The following is a 19641-nucleotide window of genomic DNA, read 5'->3' as shown; positions in this document are numbered from 1 at the left end:
CACCCTACTTCGCGACCGCCTCGCGCACGGCGGGCGCGATCTCCCCGGCCCAGCGCGCGACGTCGTCGTCGGTGGGCGGCCGGCCACCCGGACCGAAGAGCACGAAGCCTTTCGCGTCGTGCTCCAGCACCGCACCGGTCAGCTCCTCTGTCCACTGCGCCGGCGAACCGCCGACCCAGCGGCCGTCGTCGCCACGGGTCTTCGTGAGCGGCTCGGCCGTGATGCGTCCGGGGAAGTTGTAAACGGTGACGACGTCCGCGGGCTCGCGGCCCGCTTCCTTCGCGGCTTCGTCGATCACCGGCCTCGACGTCCGGTAGCGCTCGCTGAGCCAGTCCGCGGCGTGGCCGGGCATCCACCCGTCGGCGACGCGCCCGGTGACGGCGAGGGACTTCGGCCCGACCGAGCCGGTCCACACCGGCGGAATCGCTTCCTCCGCCGGCGTCAGATTGGTGACCTGGTAGAACTCGCCGTCGAAGGTCACCGGTGCCCCGCCACCGCCAAGCTGTTTAACGAGCCGGATCCCCTCTTCGAAGGCGCGCACGGCTTGTCCCGGGCTGAGCTTGGTCACGCCGAGCCGCGCGATGTCGTCCCAGAGCCCGCCGACGCCCATCCCGAGCACGAGCCGCCCACCGCTCAGCGCGGACAGCGAGGTGACGGCCCGGGCGAGCATCGGCGCGGGCCGCGTCGGCAGGTTGGTCACGCTGACCAGCCCGGAGATCCGTTCGGTGCGCCCGAGAACGACGCCGATCTCGGCGTAGGCGTCGAGGCGGTCGGCGTTGTAGGGGTGATCGGAGACGCTGAACAGGTCGAGCCCACCCCGATCGGCCAGGACGGCCTGCCGCAGCGTGCTGCGCGCCGACGTCACCGCCGTCGAGCCGCCGATGCCGAAGAGCACCATGGTTCCTCCCAGTTGTTAGTTCGTGCTACGAACTGATTATGTATAGTTCTTACCACGAACTTCCATTAAACGGATTGCCCCGGCCGCTAACGTGGGGCGCATGACCGACCCCCACCTGGACCTGGCGGCGCGCGCCGGCGTCGCCGACGAGCGCGCCCTGCTCTCGGCGTTCGCCGACAACTACCGGGCGATCTTCCGCGCGAAGGTCGCGGGCCTGTCCGAGGCGGACGCCCGCCGCAGCCCGGTGCGGACCGGAACGTCGATCGGCGGGTTGCTCAAGCACCTGCGCTGGATGGAGCAGGCGTGGTTCCAGCGCGTCCTGGCGGACGAACCGAACCTCCCGGACCGTCCGGCGGGCGAGTTCTTCCCCACGAACGAAGACACGGTCGAGTCACTCCTAGCGGAGTACGACGCACAGTGCGAGATCTCACGACGCATAGCGGCCGCGCACGAGCTGTCGGACACGGGCGTGCACCACAACCTGGGCGAGGTGACGCTGCGCTGGATCTACGTGCACGTCATCGAGGAGACGGCCCGCCACGCCGGCCAGGCGGACATCATCCGCGAGCAGCTGGACGGCGTCACCGGCCCGGAGATCTAGCTGCGCGCTCGCGGGCGCGCAGCACAAGGGCCTCGGCGTTCCGGCCGGCCCGCTTGAACTCCTCCGCCGTGGCCGAGGTGTGGCTGTAGCCCGCCTTCGTCTTCAGCGCCAAGAGCGCCCGCAACGCCCGGCCGGCGTCCTTGTCCACCCTGGCCAAGTTCCACCGCGTCGTTGTTGTTCTCCCCCTGGGCGTGTTCGCCCAACCCGGCGCAGCAGAGCGCGTCGGCGGCCGCGATGCCCGCGTGCACGCAAAGGGTCACGTACGCGTCCCCGATCTCGCTGGGATCCTGTTCATCGACGAGGCCTCGCACCATGTCAGCCACCTCCCAGAACTGCTCGGCCTTGGCCAGCCGACCACCGAGGATCTCCGGGGTGCATCTCTTCGTCCGCACTTCAGCTCTTTCCCTTGCGCACCTGCCCGGCCAGCCACGAGTGACGACCGGCGACGGTGAGCCCCTCGCGCAGCACGTCGGCGAGCACCGGCTCGTCGCGGCCACGGGTGGCGACCTCGGTCACGGTGAATTCGAGGATCCGGGCGTCATTACCCGTCCAGCGGGAAACATCGGCAGCCAGACCGTCGACCTGAAGGGCCCAGCGATCTTCGTCGACGTCGTCCGGGCGGATCAGCACGAGGTCGATGTCGCTCTCGGCGGTCATCGAACCGCGCGCGGCCGAACCGAACAGCGCGCCGTACTTCGGTTGCGGCCGCCAGGAATCCAGCGCGGCTTCGATGCGCTGGAGCAGTTTCCCGCGCAGCCCCGACAGCGCGATGATGTGCTCCGCGGCGAGGTGGTCGCGGTTGAACCGGTAGGCGAACGCGTTGCCGACGCGGTCCGCGCCCACGATTCCCTGCAGCACCAATCGCCGCAGGACCTTCCGGATCCCCTCCTCCGAATGCGCGCCCAGGACGCGGTGCAGCTGACCGGTCGTGAACGTGCCCTCGTAGCCGGCCAGGGCGGCGAGCACGTCGCCGTCCAACGTCGGGGTCACCGTGGCCAGCGGCCTGCTCAGCTCCATCGCCACCCTCTCCAGAACCCGTACTATAGTACGTCTACCCGCACCATAGTACAGGTAGAGGTTGTTCGCACCGTGTACGCACGGTCACAGAAGACGGCGTGGACTGGTGGATAGTCTGCGCCGTATAGTCCACGTGGAATAACCGACCAGGAGTCACCCGGAGGGACCAACGATCATGGCTTCGGCCAAGCTGACCCCCCTCGGCCTCGCCGTGCTGGAACTGCTGCACGAGAAGCCCATGCACCCGTACGAGATGGCCCAGCTCATGCGCGAGCGGTACGTGAGCACCCGCGTCAACGTGAAGGCGGGCTCGCTCTACCACACCGTGGAGCGCCTCCAGCGGGACAACTACATCCAGGTCGTCGACACGCAGCGCGACGGCCGGCGGCCCGAACGGACCGTCTACGGCATGACGCCGACCGGGCTCGACGTGTTCAACCAGCGTGGCCGCGAACTGCTGGGCGATCTCGCCCAGGAGTTCCCCGCGTACCTCTCCGGGCTCGCCGTGATCGACGAACTGGGGCGCGAGACGTCGCTCATCGAGCTCGAGAACCGGCTGGTGCACCTGCGCGCCGCGGTCGCCGCGGACGACGCGGTCGTGCGGAGCCTCGTCGAGGACCAGACGCCGGAGATCTACTGGCTGGATTGGCGCTACAGCTGCGACCACCGCAAGTTCGAGCTCGAGTGGACCGAACGGCTCCGCGACGACCTGCGCTCCGGGCGGATCCCGTTCCAGGAGTGCGACGCACCCCACCTCACGCTCATCACCAGGGAAGACGACGATGAACGCAAGACAAGCTAACCCCTGGGCCGCGCTCAGCGCGCTGTGCCTCGGTTTCTTCATGATCCTGCTCGACACGACCATCGTGTCGATCGCGATCCCGACCATGCTGCGCGAGCTGAACGCCGGGCTGAACGCCGTCGTCTGGGTGATCAGCGTCTACCTGCTCACCTACGCCGTGCCGATGCTGTTCACCAGCCGCCTCGGCGACCGCTTCGGCCCGAAGCGCGTGTTCCTCGCCGGCCTGGTCGTTTTCACCGGCGCGTCGCTGTGGTGCGGCCTGTCCGGCAACGTCGAGATGCTGATCGCCGCGCGCGCCGTGCAGGGTCTCGGCGCCGCGCTGATGACGCCGCAGACGCTCGCGTTCATCACGCACCTGTTCCCGCCGGCCAAGCGCGGCCCGGCGATGGGCATGTGGGGCGGCGTCGCCGGGCTGGCGACGATCGCGGGCCCGCTGCTCGGCGGCGTGCTGGTGGACCACCTCGGCTGGGAGTGGATCTTCTTCGTCAACGTGCCGATCGGCGTGATCGCCATCGTCCTGACGGTGCTGCTGGTGCCGGACTGGCAGCCGAAGCACTCGCACGCGTTCGACGTCGTCGGCATCGTGCTCTCGAGCCTGGCGCTGCTCCTGATCGTGTTCGGGGTCCAGAACGGCCAGCAGTACGACTGGGGCACGGTCTGGGGCGGGATCACCGTGTTCGAGATCATCGGCGCGGGCGTGCTGCTGCTGGTGGCTTTCGTGGTGTGGCAACGCTTCAACAAGCGTGAGCCGCTCCTGCCGCTGCAGGTGTTCTCGAACCGGAACTTCTCGGCCGGGACGCTCACCGCGACGACCGTCGGCTTCGCGATGACCGGCATGTTCCTGCCGCTGGTCATCTACATCCAGTCGGTGCTCGGGCTGACCCCGACCATGGCCGGCCTGCTGACCGCGCCGATGTCGCTGCTGTCGGGGATCGCGGCGCCGTTCGTCGGGCGCGCGTCGGACAAGGTCAACGGCAAGTACCTGGTGATGTTCGGGCTCGCCGCGCTCGCGGCCGGGCTGGGGATCATCGCGCTGCAGGCGTCGCCGGACAGCAGCCCGTGGAGCTTCGTCCCGGCGCTGCTGGTGTGCGGCCTGGGCATCGGCTGCATCTTCTCGCCGATGAGCAACATGACGATGGGCTCGGTCGAGCCGCGGCTGGCCGGCACGGCGTCGGGCATCTTCAACACGTCGCGCCAGGTGGGCGGCGTGCTCGGCAGCGCCGCGATCGGCGTGATGCTGCAGGCGCAGGTGAGCTCGTCCATCGCGGACGAAGCCACGAAGGCGGCTACGCAGCTGCCGGAGCGGTACCGGGCGCCGTTCGCGGAGGGCATCGCCAAGGCCGCGGCGAACACGGGCGAGTTCGGTTCGTCGGGCGGCCCGTCGCCGATGCCGGGACTGCCGGCGGAGATCGCCGCGCAGGCCGGGCGGCTGGCCACCGAAGCGGTCCACAGTGGACTGACGGACGCCGCCCGCGCGACGATGCTGCTGCCGATGGGCGTGCTGCTGCTGGGCGTCATCTCGGCGTCGATGCTGCGGAAGGTCAAGCCGCGCTGGGAAACCTCGGCTCCGGCGACGGCCGAAGCCGCGACGGCCTGAGGCTCGGAACGTCCGGAGGCCGGCATCCCGCGGGGTGCCGGCCTCCGGTCGTTTCCGGGGTTGCGAACGGGCCGTTCGTGACGCCGGGGGCGCGAGTGGCCCCTTCGCGACGCAGCCGGGCGGGCACGAACGGCCCGTTCGCGACACGAGCAGCTGGAGCACGAACGGGCCGTTCGCGACGCGGGTGTTACGAACGGTCCCTTCGCGACAAAGTCAGCGGCACCAACCGGGCCGACCGTGGCCGTTCACAGCAGCGGCCCTGACGGGCCACTCGCGGCGCACCGGCTGAGCACGAACGGGCCGTTCGTGACACCGGCGGCGCGAGTGGCCCCTTCGCGACGCAGCCAGGCGAGCGCGAACGGCCCGTTCGCGGCGCACCGGTGGAGCACGAACGGGCCGTTCGCACCGCCGCCCCGGCACGAACGGGCCACTCGCGACCGGGACACCGGCACCACCACAAGGGAAACCCCGGCTCCAGCGACCGCCGAAGCCGCGACCGCCACGACGGCGTGAGACTCGGAACGTCCGGAGGAGAAACCGTGTGGGCCTCCGTTCCGGAGGTCGGGTTCCGGAGCGGAGGCCCACACGGACCGCGGGAGCGGTGGTCTGTCGGTCAGGTCGTCGCGGGTGGCGACGCCGCGGGCACCGAACCCGGCGACGAGCGAGCCGTCCGGGACTTCGAGGTCCGGCGTTTCGCCCACCACGGCGCTCGCGACGTCGCGGGCGAGTCCGTCACGCGCACGGTCATCAGCCACCTCCGCGCATATGTTGCGAGCCACAACAAAATAACTCGTCCCAGGGTGTGGCGCCGGTCACAATTCGGTCACGACGGGCGCCCCGGTACGTTCCGGGGGTGCATTCGGTCATCCTCGCCTCGCAGTCCCCCGCCCGGCTCGCCCTCCTGCGCTCCGCCGGTCTCGACCCGGCCGTGTTCGTCTCCGGCGTCGACGAGGACGCCGTCGCCGCTTCACTGCCCGATCCGACGCCCGCCGAGCTGGTCATGGCGCTCGCCGCGGCCAAGGCCGAAGCGGTGCTGGACCAGGTCGCCGCGGCGCACCCGGACGCCGTCGTGATCGCCTGCGACTCGATGCTGAACATCCACGGCACCATGGTCGGCAAGCCGGGCGATCCGGACATCGCGCGGCAGCGCTGGGCCGCGATGGCGGGGACAACCGGTGAACTCTTCACCGGGCACACGGTCATCCGGCTCGACGGCGGCGTGCGCGCGAAGGAGGCGTCCGGCTCGATGTCGACGACCGTCCGGTTCGGCACGCCGAGCGCAGCGGAGATCGACGCCTACGTCGGCACCGGGGAGCCGCTGCGGGTGGCCGGCGGGTTCACGATCGACGGCCTGGGCGGCTGGTTCGTCGAAGGCCTCGACGGCGACCACACCAGCGTCATCGGCCTCAGCCTCCCGCTGACGCGCCGCCTGCTGGCCGAGGTCGGCGTGAGTGTCGTGGATCTCTGGCGGCCTCCCGCATCCTGAGAAGAACGCCACCCGATGAGGTGATTTGGAAGAGTCCAGTTCTGCTTGACGTCGTCTTTACCCGGCAGAACTGGAAACTTTCGAGCACCGGAGTCGCCCCGTGTCTTTCGTACGGACATACACCAAACCGCGGGTGTTCGCGGCCGCGGTTCTCGGCTCGCTCGTCGTCGGCGCCCTCCTGGGCGTCGTCGCACGGCAGACCGAGGCCGGCTGGCTGACCGATCTCCTCGACCAGATCGGCACCATCTTCACCACGCTGCTGCAGGTCGCGGTGATCCCGCTGGTCTTCACGGCGATCGTGGTCGGCATCACCAGCCTGCGCGGGCTCGGCGGCGGCCGGACGGCCGCGCGCCTGGGCGGCAAGACGGTGCTGTGGTTCGCGATCACGTCGTTCATCGCGTCGCTGATCGGCATCGCCGTCGGCCGGATCTTCGACCCCGGCGCGGGCGGCCTCGGCGGCGTCGAGGCGACGGCGAAGAACGCCGACCGGGCCGCGAAGAGCGTCGACAGCTGGGGCTCGTGGAGCGCGTTCGTCAAGGGCCTGCTGCCGGAGAACTTCTTCTCGGCGTTCTCGGAAGGTGAGACGCTGCAGGTGCTGTTCCTCGCGCTCGTGATCGGCGCCGCCGCGTACAGCCTGGGCGACCGCGCGAAGCCGTTCGTGGACTTCACGACGAGCGTCTTCGAGATCATCCAGCGCTACCTCGGCTGGATCGTCCGGCTCGCCCCGCTCGGCATCATCGGCCTGATCGGCGCGGCCGTGTCCAACTACGGCGACGCCCTGTTCCGCCCGCTGTTCTCGACGACGCTCGCGGTGTACGTCGGCTGCCTGCTCGTGCTGTTCGTCGTCTACCCGATCCTGCTGCGGTTCGTGGCGAAGGTCAGCCCGCTGAAGTTCTTCGCCAAGGCGGGCACGGCGATCCAGTTCGCGTTCGCTTCGCAGTCTTCGGCCGCGACGCTGCCGCTGACCCGCCAGTCCGCGGTGAACCTCGGCGTCCAGCCGGCGTACGCGGCCTTCGCGACGCCGCTCGGCAGCGCCACCAAGATGGACGGCTGCGCGGCGGTCTTCCCGGCGATCGCGGCGATCTTCGTCGCGAACCTGGCCGGGGTGTCGCTCAACTTCTGGCAGTACGCCGGCATCGTGGTGGTCGCGGTGGTCGGCGCGCTGGCGACGGCCGGCACCACCGGCTGGCTGACGGCGTTCACGCTGACGACGTCGTTCATCGGCCTCGACGCCAAGCAGGTGGCCGTCGGCCTGGCGCTGATCTACTCGGTCAACCCGATCATGGACATGATGCGTACGGCCACGAACGTCGCCGGCCAGATCGCGGTGCCGGTGATCGTCGCGCGCGGCGAAGGCCTCCTCGACGACGAGGTCCTCAACGCCCCGACCGACAACCCGGAGCACAGCGACGACGGCACCACCGCCCGTCAGACCGAACCCGCCAACGCGTAACCCCGCAAAGCCGTGAAGGCCTCCTTACCGGCCGTAAGAGCCGGGAAGGGGGCCTTCACGGCGTTTCAGGGGCAGGCGCGCAGGTCGGCGCGGGTGAGGCGGACGGCCGGCCAGCCGCGCAGGTCCGACGGCGCGGTCACCTTCCGGGTGCAGCCGAGCGACTTGCCCGTCACGTCGTACACCTCGCCCAGCACCGGCGACGCCTGGCACTCGGGTGTGCCCGACGCCGCGTCCGGGCAGTCGTGGCGGACCACGATCACGTCCGGGCGGCCGTCGGCCGTGACGTCGTAGAGCGTGAGCGTCCCGGCGTCGGCGAAGTACGGCTTGCCCGGGTCGCGCCACACCCCGCCGCCGCGGACGAGCAGCTCGCCGTAGGCGCCGGTGCCGTCGTCCCCGACGTCGCCGCGGATCAGGCACGTCGGCGCCACGCCGTCGATGCAGGTCAGCGAGTTCGCGTCGAGCCGGGCCCCCAGCTGCGCGAGCGACAGGTCGAACACGGTGCCCGGCTCCGGGCCGACGCGCACCTGCGCCGAACCGCCGGCCGCGTCGGTCAGCAGCACCACCGGCGTCCCGCCGACGGTCATCGCCGCGAGCTGGCGGCACGGGCCGCCGCCGCAGGTCACGGCGGGCGGCTCGGTGCCGGCCGCGGGCTCGGAGACGGTGTCCGCCGGCGCGTCCGGGCGCGGGCGCAGCAGGAACACGGCGCCGATCGCGCCAAGCGTGATCACCGCGGCCAGCACGGCGGTGAGCAGCGCCGACCGAGGCGTCCGCACTGCCGAAGTCCGCATAAGACAGAGCGTAAGCCGCTTCGCCACCGTGCGTGGGCAGCGCCCCGGCGGGTGTGGCTGAAATCCCCCGGGGGGTGCACCACCTCACCGCGACCCCACGAAAGGGGGACGCCCCGAAGGGGGCACGAACAGCGGAGAGTGTCCGGTTATGTTGTCCGGGTGACGAACCCCAGCCTTCCCCCCGCGCTGTACCTCCCCACCGGCCCCGCCAGCCGCGAAGCCCAGGGCGCGTCGATCGAGCTGCGCCGCACGCCGGACGGCCGGACGGCGCTGGTCGCCTTCACCGCGCTGGACCGGCTGATCGACTGCTGCGGCGAGCACCAGCCGTGGGTGCTGGTCAGCACCGAGCACCTGCCGAAGGTGCACGCCGCGAACCCGTACGACGTGATCGTGCTCGACTCGCCGCTGCCGGACGACCTGCGCCACAGCCCGACGCTCGTCTGAGCGTGGTTCAGCTCTCACTCCGGAGACTCGTGCCGTCCTGTCCGTAGACTCCCCCGTACCGCGTGAGCGGTCAGCAATGCAGCTGTCGGGACGCAGGAGGTGCGGGGTGGCCGAGCAGGTCGGCGAATCCACCGGTGGTCCGGTGACCAAGATCCTGGTCGCCAACCGGGGCGAGATCGCGGTACGCGTGATCAGAGCCGCCAGGGACGCTGGCCTCGCCAGCGTCGCGGTGTACGCCGATCCGGACCGCGACGCACCGCACGTGCGCCTGGCCGACGAGGCCTTCGCGCTGGGCGGCACCACGGCCGCCGAGAGCTACCTGTCCGTCGACAAGCTGCTCGAGGCCGCGAAGCACGCCGGCGCCGACTCCGTGCACCCGGGCTACGGCTTCCTCTCCGAGAACGCCGACTTCGCCCAGGCGGTCATCGACGCCGGGCTGACCTGGATCGGGCCTAGCCCGCAGGCCATCCGCGACCTCGGCGACAAGGTCACCGCGCGGCACATCGCCACGCGCGCGGGCGCTCCGCTGGTGCCGGGCACCAAGGAGCCGGCGAAGGACGCGAGCGAGATCGTCGCGTTCGCCGACGAGCACGGCCTGCCGGTGGCCATCAAGGCCGCGTTCGGCGGCGGCGGCCGCGGCCTCAAGGTCGCGCGCACCCGCGAAGAGATCCCGGAGCTGTTCGAGTCGGCCACCCGCGAGGCCGTCGCGGCGTTCGGCCGCGGCGAGTGCTTCGTCGAGCGCTACCTGGACAAGCCGCGTCACGTCGAGGCGCAGGTGCTGGCCGATCAGCACGGCAACGCGATCGTCGTCGGCACCCGCGACTGCTCGCTGCAGCGGCGGCACCAGAAGCTCGTCGAAGAGGCGCCCGCGCCCTTCCTGTCCGACGACCAGCGCGCCCGGATCCACGAGTCGGCGAAGGCGATCTGCAAGGAAGCCGGCTACTACGGCGCCGGCACGGTCGAGTACCTCGTCGCCACCGACGGCACCATCTCCTTCCTCGAGGTCAACACCCGGCTGCAGGTCGAGCACCCGGTCTCCGAGGAGACCACCGGCCTCGACCTGGTCCGCGAGATGTTCCGCATCGCGCGCGGCGAGAAACTCCGGATCACCGAGGACCCCGAGCCCCGCGGTCACTCGATCGAGTTCCGCATCAACGGCGAGGACGCCGGCCGCGGCTTCCTGCCCGCGCCGGGCACGGTCACGAAGTTCCTCGCGCCGAGCGGCCCCGGCGTCCGCGTCGACTCCGGCGTCGAGTCCGGCAGCGTGATCGGCGGCCAGTTCGACTCGATGCTGGCGAAGCTGATCGTCACCGGCTCGGACCGCAACAACGCCCTCGAACGCAGCCGCCGCGCCCTGGCCGAGATGGTCGTCGAGGGCATGGCCACGGTGCTGCCGTTCGACCGCGTGATCGTCGACGACCCGGCGTTCATCGGCGACGAAAACGGCTTCAGCGTGCACACCCGCTGGATCGAGACGGAGTTCGACAACCGGATCGAGCCGTTCGTGGCGCCGGACGTCGAGGCGCCCGAAGAGGAGCCCCGGCACAACGTCGTCGTCGAGGTCGGCGGGCGCCGCCTCGAGGTGTCGCTGCCCGGCGGGTTCGCGCTCGAAGGCGGCGGTGGCGGCGGCACGGCCGTCAAGGCGAAGCCGCGCAAGCGCGCCGGTGGTGGCAAGGCGGCGGTGAGCGGTGACGCCGTCACCGCGCCGATGCAGGGCACCATCGTCAAGGTCGCCGTCGAAGAGGGCCAGTCGGTCGAGGCCGGCGAGCTGATCGTCGTCCTCGAGGCGATGAAGATGGAGAACCCGGTCACCGCGCACAAAGCGGGCACCGTCACCGGTCTTTCGGTCGAAGTCGGCGCCGCCGTGACGCAGGGCACGCAGCTTCTCGAGATCAAGTAGGGCAGTTCGTTACAGATGTCGTGGTGGGCCGCCCCCGAGGCGGCCTACCATCGGCAAGGTGACCGAAGTCCCGTCTCCGCAGCTGCGGATCAGCGACCAGAACCGCGAGTCCGCGTTGACCGCGCTCGGTGAGCACATGACCGCGGGGCGGATCGACATCGACGAGTACGGCGAGCGCTCGGCCCGCATCACCGCGGCCAAGACGCGCGGCGAGCTCACCGAGCTCTTCGCGGATCTGCCCTCGCCCCACCCCCACTACGACGAAACGCCGCAGGCCGCCGTGGCCGCGCCCGAGCCGGACAAGCAGGCCGGGCCCGCGCCGCAGCGGTCCGGCTCGCCCGAGAACTGGGCGCCGGCGCAGCGGTTCCTCGCCGCGATCGTGCCGCTGGCCTTCATCGCGGCGATCGCGCTGATCGCCACCGGCACGCTGGCCTGGCCGATCATCTTCGTCCCGATCGGGCTGACCGTGGTCGGCAAGTCGATGTGGGGCCACGGCTGGAACCACGACCAAGACCACCACGAGCGGCACCTGCACGACCGGGAGCGCCGCCGCGAGGTGCGCGACTCCTACCGCGACCGCCGGCGCGAACTGGGCCGCTGACGCCGCCGTGAGCGACATCCGCCTGAGCGACGCCGAGCGTCAGGACGCCCTCGACGTCCTCGAAGAACACGTCCGCACCGGGCGCCTCGACATCGACGAGTACGGCACCCGCTCCGCGCAGGTCGCCGCGGCCAAGCGGGTCAGCGAGCTCATCCCGCTGTTCGACGACCTGCCCTCACCTCGGCCCAGCGCCCTGGTGGGTGGCGCCGCCGCGCCCGGGGTCCCGGTGGTGACCGGGGAAAGCACCGTGACGCGCTTCCTGAACGCGAGCGCGGTGCCGATCGCCATCGTCGTCGCGATCGCGGTGCTCATCCTCAGCCGCGGGCGGCTGCTGATCATCTCGATCGCGCTGCCACTGGTGATCGCGATGCTCGCGGGGCTCCGCCGCCGGCGCTGAACCTGCGAGAATCGGCCCGTGATGGGCGTGGTTCCGGGCGCGCTGGACGCCCGGGGTGAGCGGCTGGCCGGGCCGATCTTCACCTTCGTCGGCTTGGCCGGCCTCGTCGCGTGCTCGTTCTGGGCGGCCGGCCGCGACGCGCACTGGAGCACCACGCTGGTCGTCGTCGTGGTCACCGCGCTGTGGCTGCCGCTGCTGATCCCGCTGTTCCCGCGCCGGAAGGCGCACCCGTGGCTGGCCGCCGGCTACTACGCCGGTGTCCTCGCGGGCGCGCTCGTGCTGGTGGCGCGCAACGACCTGTTCACCGGGTTCGCGTCGTTCGGCTACCCGCTCGCGTTCGTGCTGTTCCCGGCCCGCTGGGGGTTCTTCGCGGTGGCGGCGACCGCCGTGCTGCCGATGCTCGTCAACGGCTCGGACCCGCGGAGCCCGACGTGGGTGCTGGTCGCCTCGGTCGTCGGGCCGCTGCTGTACGCGGCCTGGTTCGTCGGCGCGGAGAGCGAGAAGCGGCGCAAGACGAACACCCGGCTGGAAGCGGCGCTGGCGGAGAACGCGGGCCTGCACGCGCAGCTGCTGACCCGGGCGCGCGAGGCCGGCGTGCTCGACGAGCGGCAGCGGATGGCCCGCGAAATCCACGACACGCTGGCCCAGGGCCTGACCGGGATCGTCACGCAGCTGCAGGCCGCCGACCGCGAGGACGGCCCGGGCCGCGACCGCCGGCTGGCCAAGGTGCGCACCTTGGCTCGCGACAGCCTCAGCGAAGCGCGGCGCGCGGTGCAGGCGCTGCGCCCCGAACCACTGGCCGAGTCCCGGCTGCCGGAAGCGCTTTCCGACCTGGCGGGCCGCGTCGCCGAGACGTCCGGGGTGGCCGTGCGCACCGAAACCACCGGTGACGTCCGGCCGCTGCTGCCCGAAGTGGAGGTCACGCTCTACCGCGTCGCGCAGGAAGCGCTGGCCAACGCGGAGAAGCACGCGAAGGCGTCCCGAATCGGGCTGACACTGTCCTATTCGGACGACGTCGTGCTGCTGGACGTCGTCGACGACGGCGTCGGGTTCAGCCCTGGTGACCGCGGCGACGGCACCGGCTTCGGGCTGGCGGCGATGCGCCACCGCGTCCAGCGGGTGGCGGGGACGTTGTCGGTCGAGAGCACCCCGGGCGGCGGCACGGCGGTCAACGCCCAGGTCCCGGCGCTGCCGGCGGCGTCGTGATCCGGGTCGTCGTCACCGACGACCACCCGGTCGTCCGCGACGGCCTCCGCGGCGCGTTCACCGGCGAGGCCGACATCGAGGTCGTCGGCGAAGCGGCGTCCGGGGTGGAGGCGCTGGCCCTCGTGGCCCGGCACCACCCCGACGTCGTGCTGATGGACCTGCGCATGCCGGAACTGGACGGCGTCGGCGCGATCCGCCGGCTCGCCGTCTCCCATCCCGCGGTGCGCGTCCTGGTGCTCACGACGTACGACGCGGAGACCGACGTCCTCCCGGCGATCGAGGCCGGCGCGACGGGCTACCTGCTGAAGGACGCCCCGGTCGCAGACCTGCTGAACGCCGTCCGCGCGGCGGCCCGCGGCGAGCCGGTGCTGGCGCCGAGCGTCGCGAGCCGGGTGCTGGGCGGTTTTCGCGAGGCCGGCCCGCTGACCCGCCGTGAGCTGGAGGTCCTGCGCCTGGTGGCGGCCGGGGCGACGAACCGCGCGGCGGCGCGGCAGCTGTTCGTCAGCGAGGCGAGCGTGAAGACCCACCTGCTGAGCGCGTACGCCAAGCTCGGGGTGAAGGACCGCGCGGCGGCGGTCGGTGAGGCCTACCGCCGCGGCCTGCTCTGAACCCGCCCTAAACCCGTCGCGGTGCTGACGCGTGTCGGTCACATCGAACCCGGGGAGGGAATCGGATGACTTTCGGATTCGCGAGGCGTGTCGCCGTGCTGGCGGCCGCGGCCTTGCTCACCACCACGCTCACCCAGTCCGCGGAGGCCTCGCTCGGCACCTGGCGGGTGGAGCTGCTGCCGTCGCCTGCCGGGTACCCGGGCGCGACGGGCTGGGTGCGCGGCACCGACAGCCACGGCGGTTTCGCCGGGAACCTGGTGCTGGACGGGGCATCCCAGGTCGTGACGTGGTCGGGCACGCAGGCGACGGTCCACCCGCTGCCGGCCGGGCTCCAGTCGCCCGCGGTCGCGGACGAGAACTCCGCGGGGACCGTGCTCGGCGACGTCGCCGACGCCTCGTTCCAGCGGCAGGTGTTCCTGCTGGAGGCCGGGAAGTACCGGCTGCTGCCGCGGCCCGCCGACCGGCCGTACGTGTCGGCGGCGGCCATCAACGAACGGGGTGACGTCGTCGCCACCGCGTCCGGGTGGTCCGCCGAAGACCCGGAGGTGCTGCTCTGGCGCGCGGAAGACCGGGAGCACCCGGTGGTGATCACCGGGGGCCCGTACCTGTCGGCGACCGACGTCGACGACGACGGGAGCGTGCTGGCCGACTCGTTCCCGGGTGCCGTGCTCTGGAAGGACGGCACGTTCACCCGGCTGACGGCCCCGCCGGGCGCCGGCTCCGTGCACGCGGCCGCCGTCCGGACCGGCCAGGTGGTCGGCAACTTCGCCACCGCGGACCAGACCCCGGGCGGCGTCCAGTGGCGCACCCCGGCCGACCCGGTGGTGCTGCCCGGCTCGGGCGCGGCGTTCGGCGTCAACCGGACCGGCCTGGTCGTCGGCTACGGCGACGTCTCGACGGGCCGGTTCAGCCCGCTGCGGGTCTGGCTGGGCACGCAGCCGTACGGCACGCTGCCGCCGGCCCCGGGCTTCGCGGCGGCCTGGGCGGAGGTCGTCGGCGACGACGGCGTCGTCGCGGGCACCGTGGCCAACAGCGAGCCGACGACGAACACCGGCCGGCCGGCGGTGTGGCGGTACTCCTCGCACTGACCCGTTTCGGCGGATTGCTCCTTTCGCCGGGCAACCGGACCCCGGCCTGCGACGTGGTGATCTTGCAGGTCGGGGGAAAGGGAGAAAGCCGATGAAGAGCAAGTTCTGGGTGCGGGCCGTGGCGCCCGTCGTCGCCACGCTCACCGTGGCGGCGCTGGCGCAGCCCGCCGAAGCCGTGACGAGCCGCCTCCCGTGGCAGCCGACGGTCCTGCCGCTGCCGCCGGGCAGCAGCGGCGGGTTCCTGACCGGTTCGGACGGGAAGGGCGAGTACACCGGGACGTTCCGGGTGAACGACGTGACGCAGGTCGTCAGCTGGCGCGGCGGGCAGCCCGTGGTGCGCGGCCTGCCGAGCGGGTACGAGCGGGCGGACGCCAACGACGAGAACCCGTCCGGGCAGGTGGCGGGCACCGCGCACGACTACCAGACGATGATCAGCCGGGCGTTCGTGCTGGACGCGACCGGGTTCCACCTCAAGGACGTCCCGGCGGGCTACGACTACGTGTTCGGCCTCGCGATCAACACGAACGGCGACCTGCTGGGCCAGGCCTACCGGGCCGACAACGGGCCCGGCGCCGTCGTCCTGTGGCGGGCCGGCGGGAACACGCCGGTGATCATCCCGCAGTCGGCGGACGTCTCGTCCGCGCGTGACCTGGACGACGACGGCACGATCCTGGTGAACTCGGGCACCGGCTCGGGCCTGTGGAAGGACGGCGTCTTCCGGCGGCTCTCGCCGAGCCCGTCCTCCCAGGCGACCGCCCTGGCGATCCGCAAGGGCGTGGTCGTCGGCGTCCGGAACTGGGGCGGCGAGCAAGCGGCCCGCTGGACCACGCCGGACACGACCGTCGGGCTGGAGGGCGGCGGCATGGCCTTGAGCGTCAACTCCGGGGGCTTGACGGCGGGGCTCGTGCCCAACCCGTCGGGCCCGGTGATCGTCGGGAACGGCGCGGTGTGGCGCGGCACGACCCCGGGCGTCGTCCGGGGCCCGAGCGGCTACGCCGTGTTCGAAACCCGCGTCGCGGCCGACGACGGCTCGCTGGCCGGGTTCGCCACGAACGGATCGCGGGACGCGGGCGGAGTGCCGGTGATCTGGCGCCTGCTGCCTGCGTAACCGGGCAGTCTTCTTGCCTTGACCGCGTCTTGATCGCCAGGCCGGGGGCGGTGTGCCGCCGGCCTGGCTAGGCTGGGCGGAGTGGAACCGGTGGAGATCAACGCGGGCACGTACTACCTGCGCCAGCTGCGCGCCGACCGGCACATCGACGACCGCGCGGTGCTGATGGAGGCGTTCGCCGACCCGACGCACCGCAAGTACGTCCTGAACTACCGCCTGCGCACCCTGGACGAGGCCACGGAGTACGTGACCCTGCGAGCGGCCCAGTGGGCGGGCGACGAGCGCTGCTCGTGGGCGATCGCCGAGCCGACGTCAGGACGGCTACTGGGCGAGGTGGGCCTGCGCGAGCTGAGCCTGGACGCGGAGTACGCGGAGGCGACGATCTGGATCCACCCCGCCGAGCGAGGCAAGGGCATAGCGACAACGGCGTTGAACGCGGCCCTGCGCTTCGGTTTCGGCGGCCTGGGGCTGACGGAGGTCAGCTACCGCTACGAGGAGAGCAACACGGCGTCGGCAATAGTCGCGGAGCGCTGCGGATTCACCTTGCTGGGCCCCGAAGACCACCCGGCTCCCACAGGCGAGCGCCTGATCCGCTGGCACCGCACGTCCTAGCAGCACCGGCCATCCAACGTCGCCGGCCATCACCGCCGCCGGCCGAAACTCCCCCCACCCTTCCCTGGGGGGCGGCCCCTAGGTCAGTCTATCGGCGCCCTCGGACGAAACCCGCCCAGAAGGGCGTCGGCGCCCGAGTTGCCCACAAGGCGGGGAGCCTGTGGACAACGCCGTGGCAAGCCGCCTGACGGCCTGCCGTGGTCGAACCGCCTGACGGCCTGCCGTGGCGAACCGCCTGGCAGCCAGGCCGCAGGCGGTTCGACCACGGAAAGCCGTGGTCAGCTGACCGGCGCCACGATGCCCGAACGGGCTTCCGGGGCCGCGATCCGCAGCGCGTCCGCCGCCTCGTCGCTCGGCTGGGACTGGGACTCGCGTTCCGCCTCGACCCGTGCGCGGTAGACCTCCACCTCGCGCTTCACCGTTTCGGGTGACCAGCCGAGGACCTCGCCGACCAGGTCCGCGACCTGTTCCGCGCAGTCGGCGCCGCGGTGGGCGTACTCGATCGAGATGCGCGTGCGGCGGGCCAGGACGTCCTCGAGGTGCAGCGCGCCCTCGTGCGCGGCCGCGTACACCACCTCGACGCCCAGGTAGTCCGGCGCGTGCTCGATCGGCTTGAGCAGCTCCGGGCGGCCCTCCGCGAGCGCCAGCACCTCGTGCACCAGCGAGCCGTAGCGGTCCAGCAGGTGCCTCACCCGATAGGGGTGCAGGCCGTGCTCCGCGGCCAGGTGGTCGGCCTGGTTGACCAGCGCGTGGTAGCCGTCCGCGCCGATCAGCGGGACCTTGTCCGTGATCGACGGCTGCGAACGGCCCGGCAGGTCGACCGCCGCCGCGTCGACGGCGTCCGCCGCCATCACCCGGTAGGTCGTGTACTTGCCGCCCGCGATCGCGACCAGGCCCGGCGCCACCCGCGCCACCGCGTGCTCGCGCGACAGCTTCGACGTCTCTTCGCTCTCCCCCGCCAGCAGCGGACGAAGGCCGGCGTACACACCTTCGATGTCGTCGTGCGTCAACGGCGTCGCCAGGACGCTGTTGACGTGCTCCAGCAGGTAGTCGATGTCGTGCTTGGTCGCCGCCGGGTGCGCGAGGTCGAGGTTCCAGTCCGTGTCCGTGGTGCCCACGATCCAGTGATTGCGCCACGGAATGACGAACAGCACCGACTTCTCGGTGCGCAGGATCATGCCCGACTCCGACACGATCCGGTCGCGCGGGACGACGATGTGCACGCCCTTGCTCGCCCGCACCCGGAATCGCCCGCGGCCGCCCGAAAGGCGCTGCAGCTCGTCGGTCCACACGCCGGTGCAGTTGATCACGACGGCCGCCGAGATCTCCGTCTCGCGCCCGTCTTCGACGTCGCGCACGCGCACGCCGGACACCCGGTCGGCTTCGCGCAGGAACCCGACCACCTGGGTCGACGTCCGCACGATCGCGCCGTAGTGCGCCGCGGTCCGCGCCACCGTCATGGTGTGGCGGGCGTCGTCGGACTGCGCGTCGTAGTAGCGGATCCCGCCGATCAGCGCGGACCGCTTGAGCGCCGGCACCATCCGCAGCGCGCCCGCGCGGGTCAGGTGCTTCTGCCCCGGGACGCTCTTGGAGCCGCCCATCGTGTCGTACATCAGCAGGCCGGCGGCGGTGTACGGCCGTTCCCAGACGCGGTGCGTCAGCGGGTAGAGGAAACTCACCGGCTTCACCAGATGGGGTGCAATCGTCGTCAGCATCAGCTCACGCTCGCGAAGCGCTTCCCGGACCAACCCGAATTCGAGCTGTTCCAGGTAACGCAGCCCGCCGTGGAAGAGCTTGCTCGACCGGCTCGACGTGCCCGACGCGAGATCCCGCGCCTCGAAGAGCGCGACCCGCAGCCCGCGGGTGGCGGCGTCCAGCGCCGTGCCCGCGCCGACCACGCCGCCGCCGATCACGACGACGTCGAAGGTCTCCTTGCCCAGCCGCTGCCAGGTCTCCTCCCGCTTGCGCGGGCCCAGTCGAGCCGGGTTCGTCTCCGCTGCGTGCTGCGCGCTTGCCACGTGACAGTCCTCCTCGAGCCGGCGAGGCTTCCAGCATTGCACGACCTGGTGATCCTCCGCCCGTTCGCGGAGGACACATGTGGCGTAACCCTCCGCGATCTTGAAAAGATTGCGCTAGCCGGTCCTTGGACCAGGCTTATACGCCCGGGTAACGTCGCCCGGACGTGGGTCGGCAACGGTGCCGTGGCACGCCGTGATCGACCTTGCGCAGAGTGTCCAGTGTGGCCAGTGTGGAGGTACAGCGGTGAGTGCTGGAGCAATAATCGTCTGGGAACTACTGGGAACAGCGGCGCTGATCCTGCTCGGCAACGGTGTGGTCGCGAACCACGTGCTGCGCAAGACCAACGGCAACAACGGCGGAATCCTGTTCATCAACTTCGGCTGGGCGTTCGCCGTCTTCACCGGTGCCAGCATCGCCGCACCGAGTGGCGCGCACCTGAACCCCGCGGTGACCCTCGGGCTCGCCATCGCGGACAAGACCAAGTGGGCCGACGTGCCCTTCTACTTCATCGGGCAGATGGCCGGCGCCATCATCGGCGCCCTGCTGTGCTGGGCGACCTACAAGCTCCAGTTCGACGACCACCCCGAGCCGGAGAACACGCTCGGCATCTTCTCCACGGCACCGCAGATCCCGAACCGGGTCTGGAACCTCGTCACCGAGATCATCGGCACCTTCGTCCTGGTGGCCTGGATCCTGCTCAGCCCGACCTTCGCCACCACCGGGGACGGCGGCACGCCGAACTTCGGCAACTCGGCGCTCGGCTACGCGGGCGTCTCGTTCGTGGTCCTCGTGATCGGTACCTCGCTCGGCGGGCCGACGGGCTACGCCATCAACCCGGCTCGTGACCTCGGCCCGCGCATCGCGTACGCGTTCCTGATGCCGATCCGGAACAAGGCGAACGCCAACTGGGGCTACTCGTGGATCCCGGTCGTCGGCCCGCTCATCGGTGGCGCTCTCGCCGCGCTCGTCTACCTCCTCGTGCACAACCTGACCTGATCGCCTCCCCCACGGAATTC

21 protein-coding genes are annotated in these 19641 nt (G+C 71.4%); 15 read left to right on the top strand and 6 right to left on the bottom strand.

The features are described 5' to 3' along the window. Window positions 1-4: 4 nt before the first annotated feature. Window positions 5-898: an LLM class flavin-dependent oxidoreductase gene (locus OHS58_RS42220; RefSeq protein ID WP_328646013.1), complete on the bottom strand. Its 894-nt coding sequence runs from the start codon at window positions 896-898 to the stop codon at window positions 5-7. A gap of 100 nt (window positions 899-998) precedes the next feature. Between OHS58_RS42220 and OHS58_RS42215 the strand changes: the two genes are divergently transcribed. Beyond that, the gene (locus tag OHS58_RS42215; RefSeq protein WP_328646012.1) at window positions 999-1499 is read left to right on the top strand and encodes a DinB family protein; all 501 of its coding nucleotides are present in this window, start codon (window positions 999-1001) and stop codon (window positions 1497-1499) included. Here the strand turns inward: OHS58_RS42215 and OHS58_RS42210 are convergent. Continuing rightward, window positions 1480-1647: a hypothetical protein gene (locus tag OHS58_RS42210; protein WP_328646011.1), complete on the bottom strand. Its 168-nt coding sequence runs from the start codon at window positions 1645-1647 to the stop codon at window positions 1480-1482. The two genes, OHS58_RS42215 and OHS58_RS42210, sit on opposite strands and share 20 nt — an antisense overlap. A gap of 245 nt (window positions 1648-1892) precedes the next feature. Continuing rightward, window positions 1893-2516: a nucleotidyltransferase domain-containing protein gene (locus OHS58_RS42205; protein ID WP_326946206.1), complete on the bottom strand. Its 624-nt coding sequence runs from the start codon at window positions 2514-2516 to the stop codon at window positions 1893-1895. A gap of 175 nt (window positions 2517-2691) precedes the next feature. Between OHS58_RS42205 and OHS58_RS42200 the strand changes: the two genes are divergently transcribed. Continuing rightward, window positions 2692-3318, top strand: a complete 627-nt coding sequence (locus OHS58_RS42200) for a PadR family transcriptional regulator (RefSeq protein WP_247060859.1) — start codon at window positions 2692-2694, stop codon at window positions 3316-3318. After that, on the top strand, window positions 3299-4915 hold the full coding sequence (locus tag OHS58_RS42195; protein WP_328646010.1) for a DHA2 family efflux MFS transporter permease subunit: 1617 nt from the start codon (window positions 3299-3301) through the stop codon (window positions 4913-4915). The genes OHS58_RS42200 and OHS58_RS42195 overlap by 20 nt, the downstream gene beginning before the upstream one ends. A 613-nt stretch (window positions 4916-5528) precedes the next feature. On the opposite strand, the gene OHS58_RS42190 is transcribed toward OHS58_RS42195, so the two are convergent. Continuing rightward, window positions 5529-5663, bottom strand: a complete 135-nt coding sequence (locus tag OHS58_RS42190) for a hypothetical protein (protein WP_256475964.1) — start codon at window positions 5661-5663, stop codon at window positions 5529-5531. Between the two features lie 105 nt (window positions 5664-5768). Here OHS58_RS42190 and OHS58_RS42185 point away from each other — a divergent pair, with 105 nt between their 5' ends. Together OHS58_RS42185 and OHS58_RS42180 are read left to right on the top strand one after the other, a co-directional pair. After that, the gene (locus OHS58_RS42185) at window positions 5769-6401 is read left to right on the top strand and encodes a Maf family protein (RefSeq protein WP_328646009.1); all 633 of its coding nucleotides are present in this window, start codon (window positions 5769-5771) and stop codon (window positions 6399-6401) included. A gap of 100 nt (window positions 6402-6501) precedes the next feature. Continuing rightward, window positions 6502-7854, top strand: coding sequence for a dicarboxylate/amino acid:cation symporter (locus tag OHS58_RS42180; protein ID WP_328646008.1), 1353 nt, complete (start codon window positions 6502-6504; stop codon window positions 7852-7854). 65 nt (window positions 7855-7919) lie between these two features. On the opposite strand, the gene OHS58_RS42175 is transcribed toward OHS58_RS42180, so the two are convergent. Continuing rightward, window positions 7920-8642, bottom strand: a complete 723-nt coding sequence (locus OHS58_RS42175; protein ID WP_328646007.1) for a hypothetical protein — start codon at window positions 8640-8642, stop codon at window positions 7920-7922. A gap of 159 nt (window positions 8643-8801) precedes the next feature. Between OHS58_RS42175 and OHS58_RS42170 the strand changes: the two genes are divergently transcribed. The 9 genes from OHS58_RS42170 to OHS58_RS42130 all read left to right on the top strand — a co-directional run bounded on the left by OHS58_RS42170 (window position 8802) and on the right by OHS58_RS42130 (window position 16606). Beyond that, window positions 8802-9086: an SAV_915 family protein gene (locus OHS58_RS42170; RefSeq protein WP_247060851.1), complete on the top strand. Its 285-nt coding sequence runs from the start codon at window positions 8802-8804 to the stop codon at window positions 9084-9086. Window positions 9087-9192: 106 nt separating this feature from the next. Further along, a complete protein-coding gene (locus tag OHS58_RS42165; protein ID WP_326946201.1) occupies window positions 9193-10986 on the top strand; it encodes an acetyl/propionyl/methylcrotonyl-CoA carboxylase subunit alpha in 1794 nt (597 codons plus the stop codon). A 58-nt stretch (window positions 10987-11044) separates the two neighbouring features. Continuing rightward, entirely contained in the window at window positions 11045-11587 is a 543-nt protein-coding gene (locus tag OHS58_RS42160; protein WP_328646006.1) for a DUF1707 SHOCT-like domain-containing protein, read from the top strand. Window positions 11588-11594: 7 nt separating this feature from the next. After that, complete coding sequence (locus OHS58_RS42155) at window positions 11595-11984, top strand: DUF1707 SHOCT-like domain-containing protein (protein WP_247060845.1); 390 nt, start codon at window positions 11595-11597, stop codon at window positions 11982-11984. 21 nt (window positions 11985-12005) lie between these two features. Further along, a complete protein-coding gene (locus OHS58_RS42150) occupies window positions 12006-13190 on the top strand; it encodes a sensor histidine kinase (protein ID WP_328649945.1) in 1185 nt (394 codons plus the stop codon). Next, window positions 13187-13798 (top strand): response regulator transcription factor, encoded by a 612-nt coding sequence (locus OHS58_RS42145; RefSeq protein ID WP_328646005.1) that lies wholly within the window; start codon window positions 13187-13189, stop codon window positions 13796-13798. Before OHS58_RS42150 ends, OHS58_RS42145 begins: the two co-directional genes overlap by 4 nt. A 65-nt stretch (window positions 13799-13863) precedes the next feature. Then, entirely contained in the window at window positions 13864-14886 is a 1023-nt protein-coding gene (locus OHS58_RS42140; RefSeq protein ID WP_328646004.1) for a hypothetical protein, read from the top strand. Between the two features lie 91 nt (window positions 14887-14977). Then, entirely contained in the window at window positions 14978-15994 is a 1017-nt protein-coding gene (locus OHS58_RS42135) for a hypothetical protein (protein ID WP_328646003.1), read from the top strand. An 81-nt stretch (window positions 15995-16075) separates the two neighbouring features. Beyond that, window positions 16076-16606, top strand: coding sequence for a GNAT family N-acetyltransferase (locus OHS58_RS42130; RefSeq protein ID WP_326946196.1), 531 nt, complete (start codon window positions 16076-16078; stop codon window positions 16604-16606). A 278-nt stretch (window positions 16607-16884) separates the two neighbouring features. Here OHS58_RS42130 and OHS58_RS42125 read toward each other — a convergent pair whose 3' ends face one another. After that, the gene (locus OHS58_RS42125; RefSeq protein WP_328646002.1) at window positions 16885-18624 is read right to left on the bottom strand and encodes a glycerol-3-phosphate dehydrogenase/oxidase; all 1740 of its coding nucleotides are present in this window, start codon (window positions 18622-18624) and stop codon (window positions 16885-16887) included. Window positions 18625-18868: 244 nt separating this feature from the next. On the opposite strand from OHS58_RS42125, the gene OHS58_RS42120 reads away from it, so the two are divergent. Beyond that, entirely contained in the window at window positions 18869-19621 is a 753-nt protein-coding gene (locus OHS58_RS42120; RefSeq protein ID WP_247060835.1) for an MIP/aquaporin family protein, read from the top strand. Window positions 19622-19641 lie beyond the last annotated feature (20 nt).

Source organism: Amycolatopsis sp. NBC_00348, from assembly GCF_036114655.1.
In the GTDB taxonomy this organism is placed as follows: Bacteria; Actinomycetota; Actinomycetes; order Mycobacteriales; family Pseudonocardiaceae; genus Amycolatopsis.
This window is presented reverse-complemented; position numbering and strand designations above follow the sequence as displayed.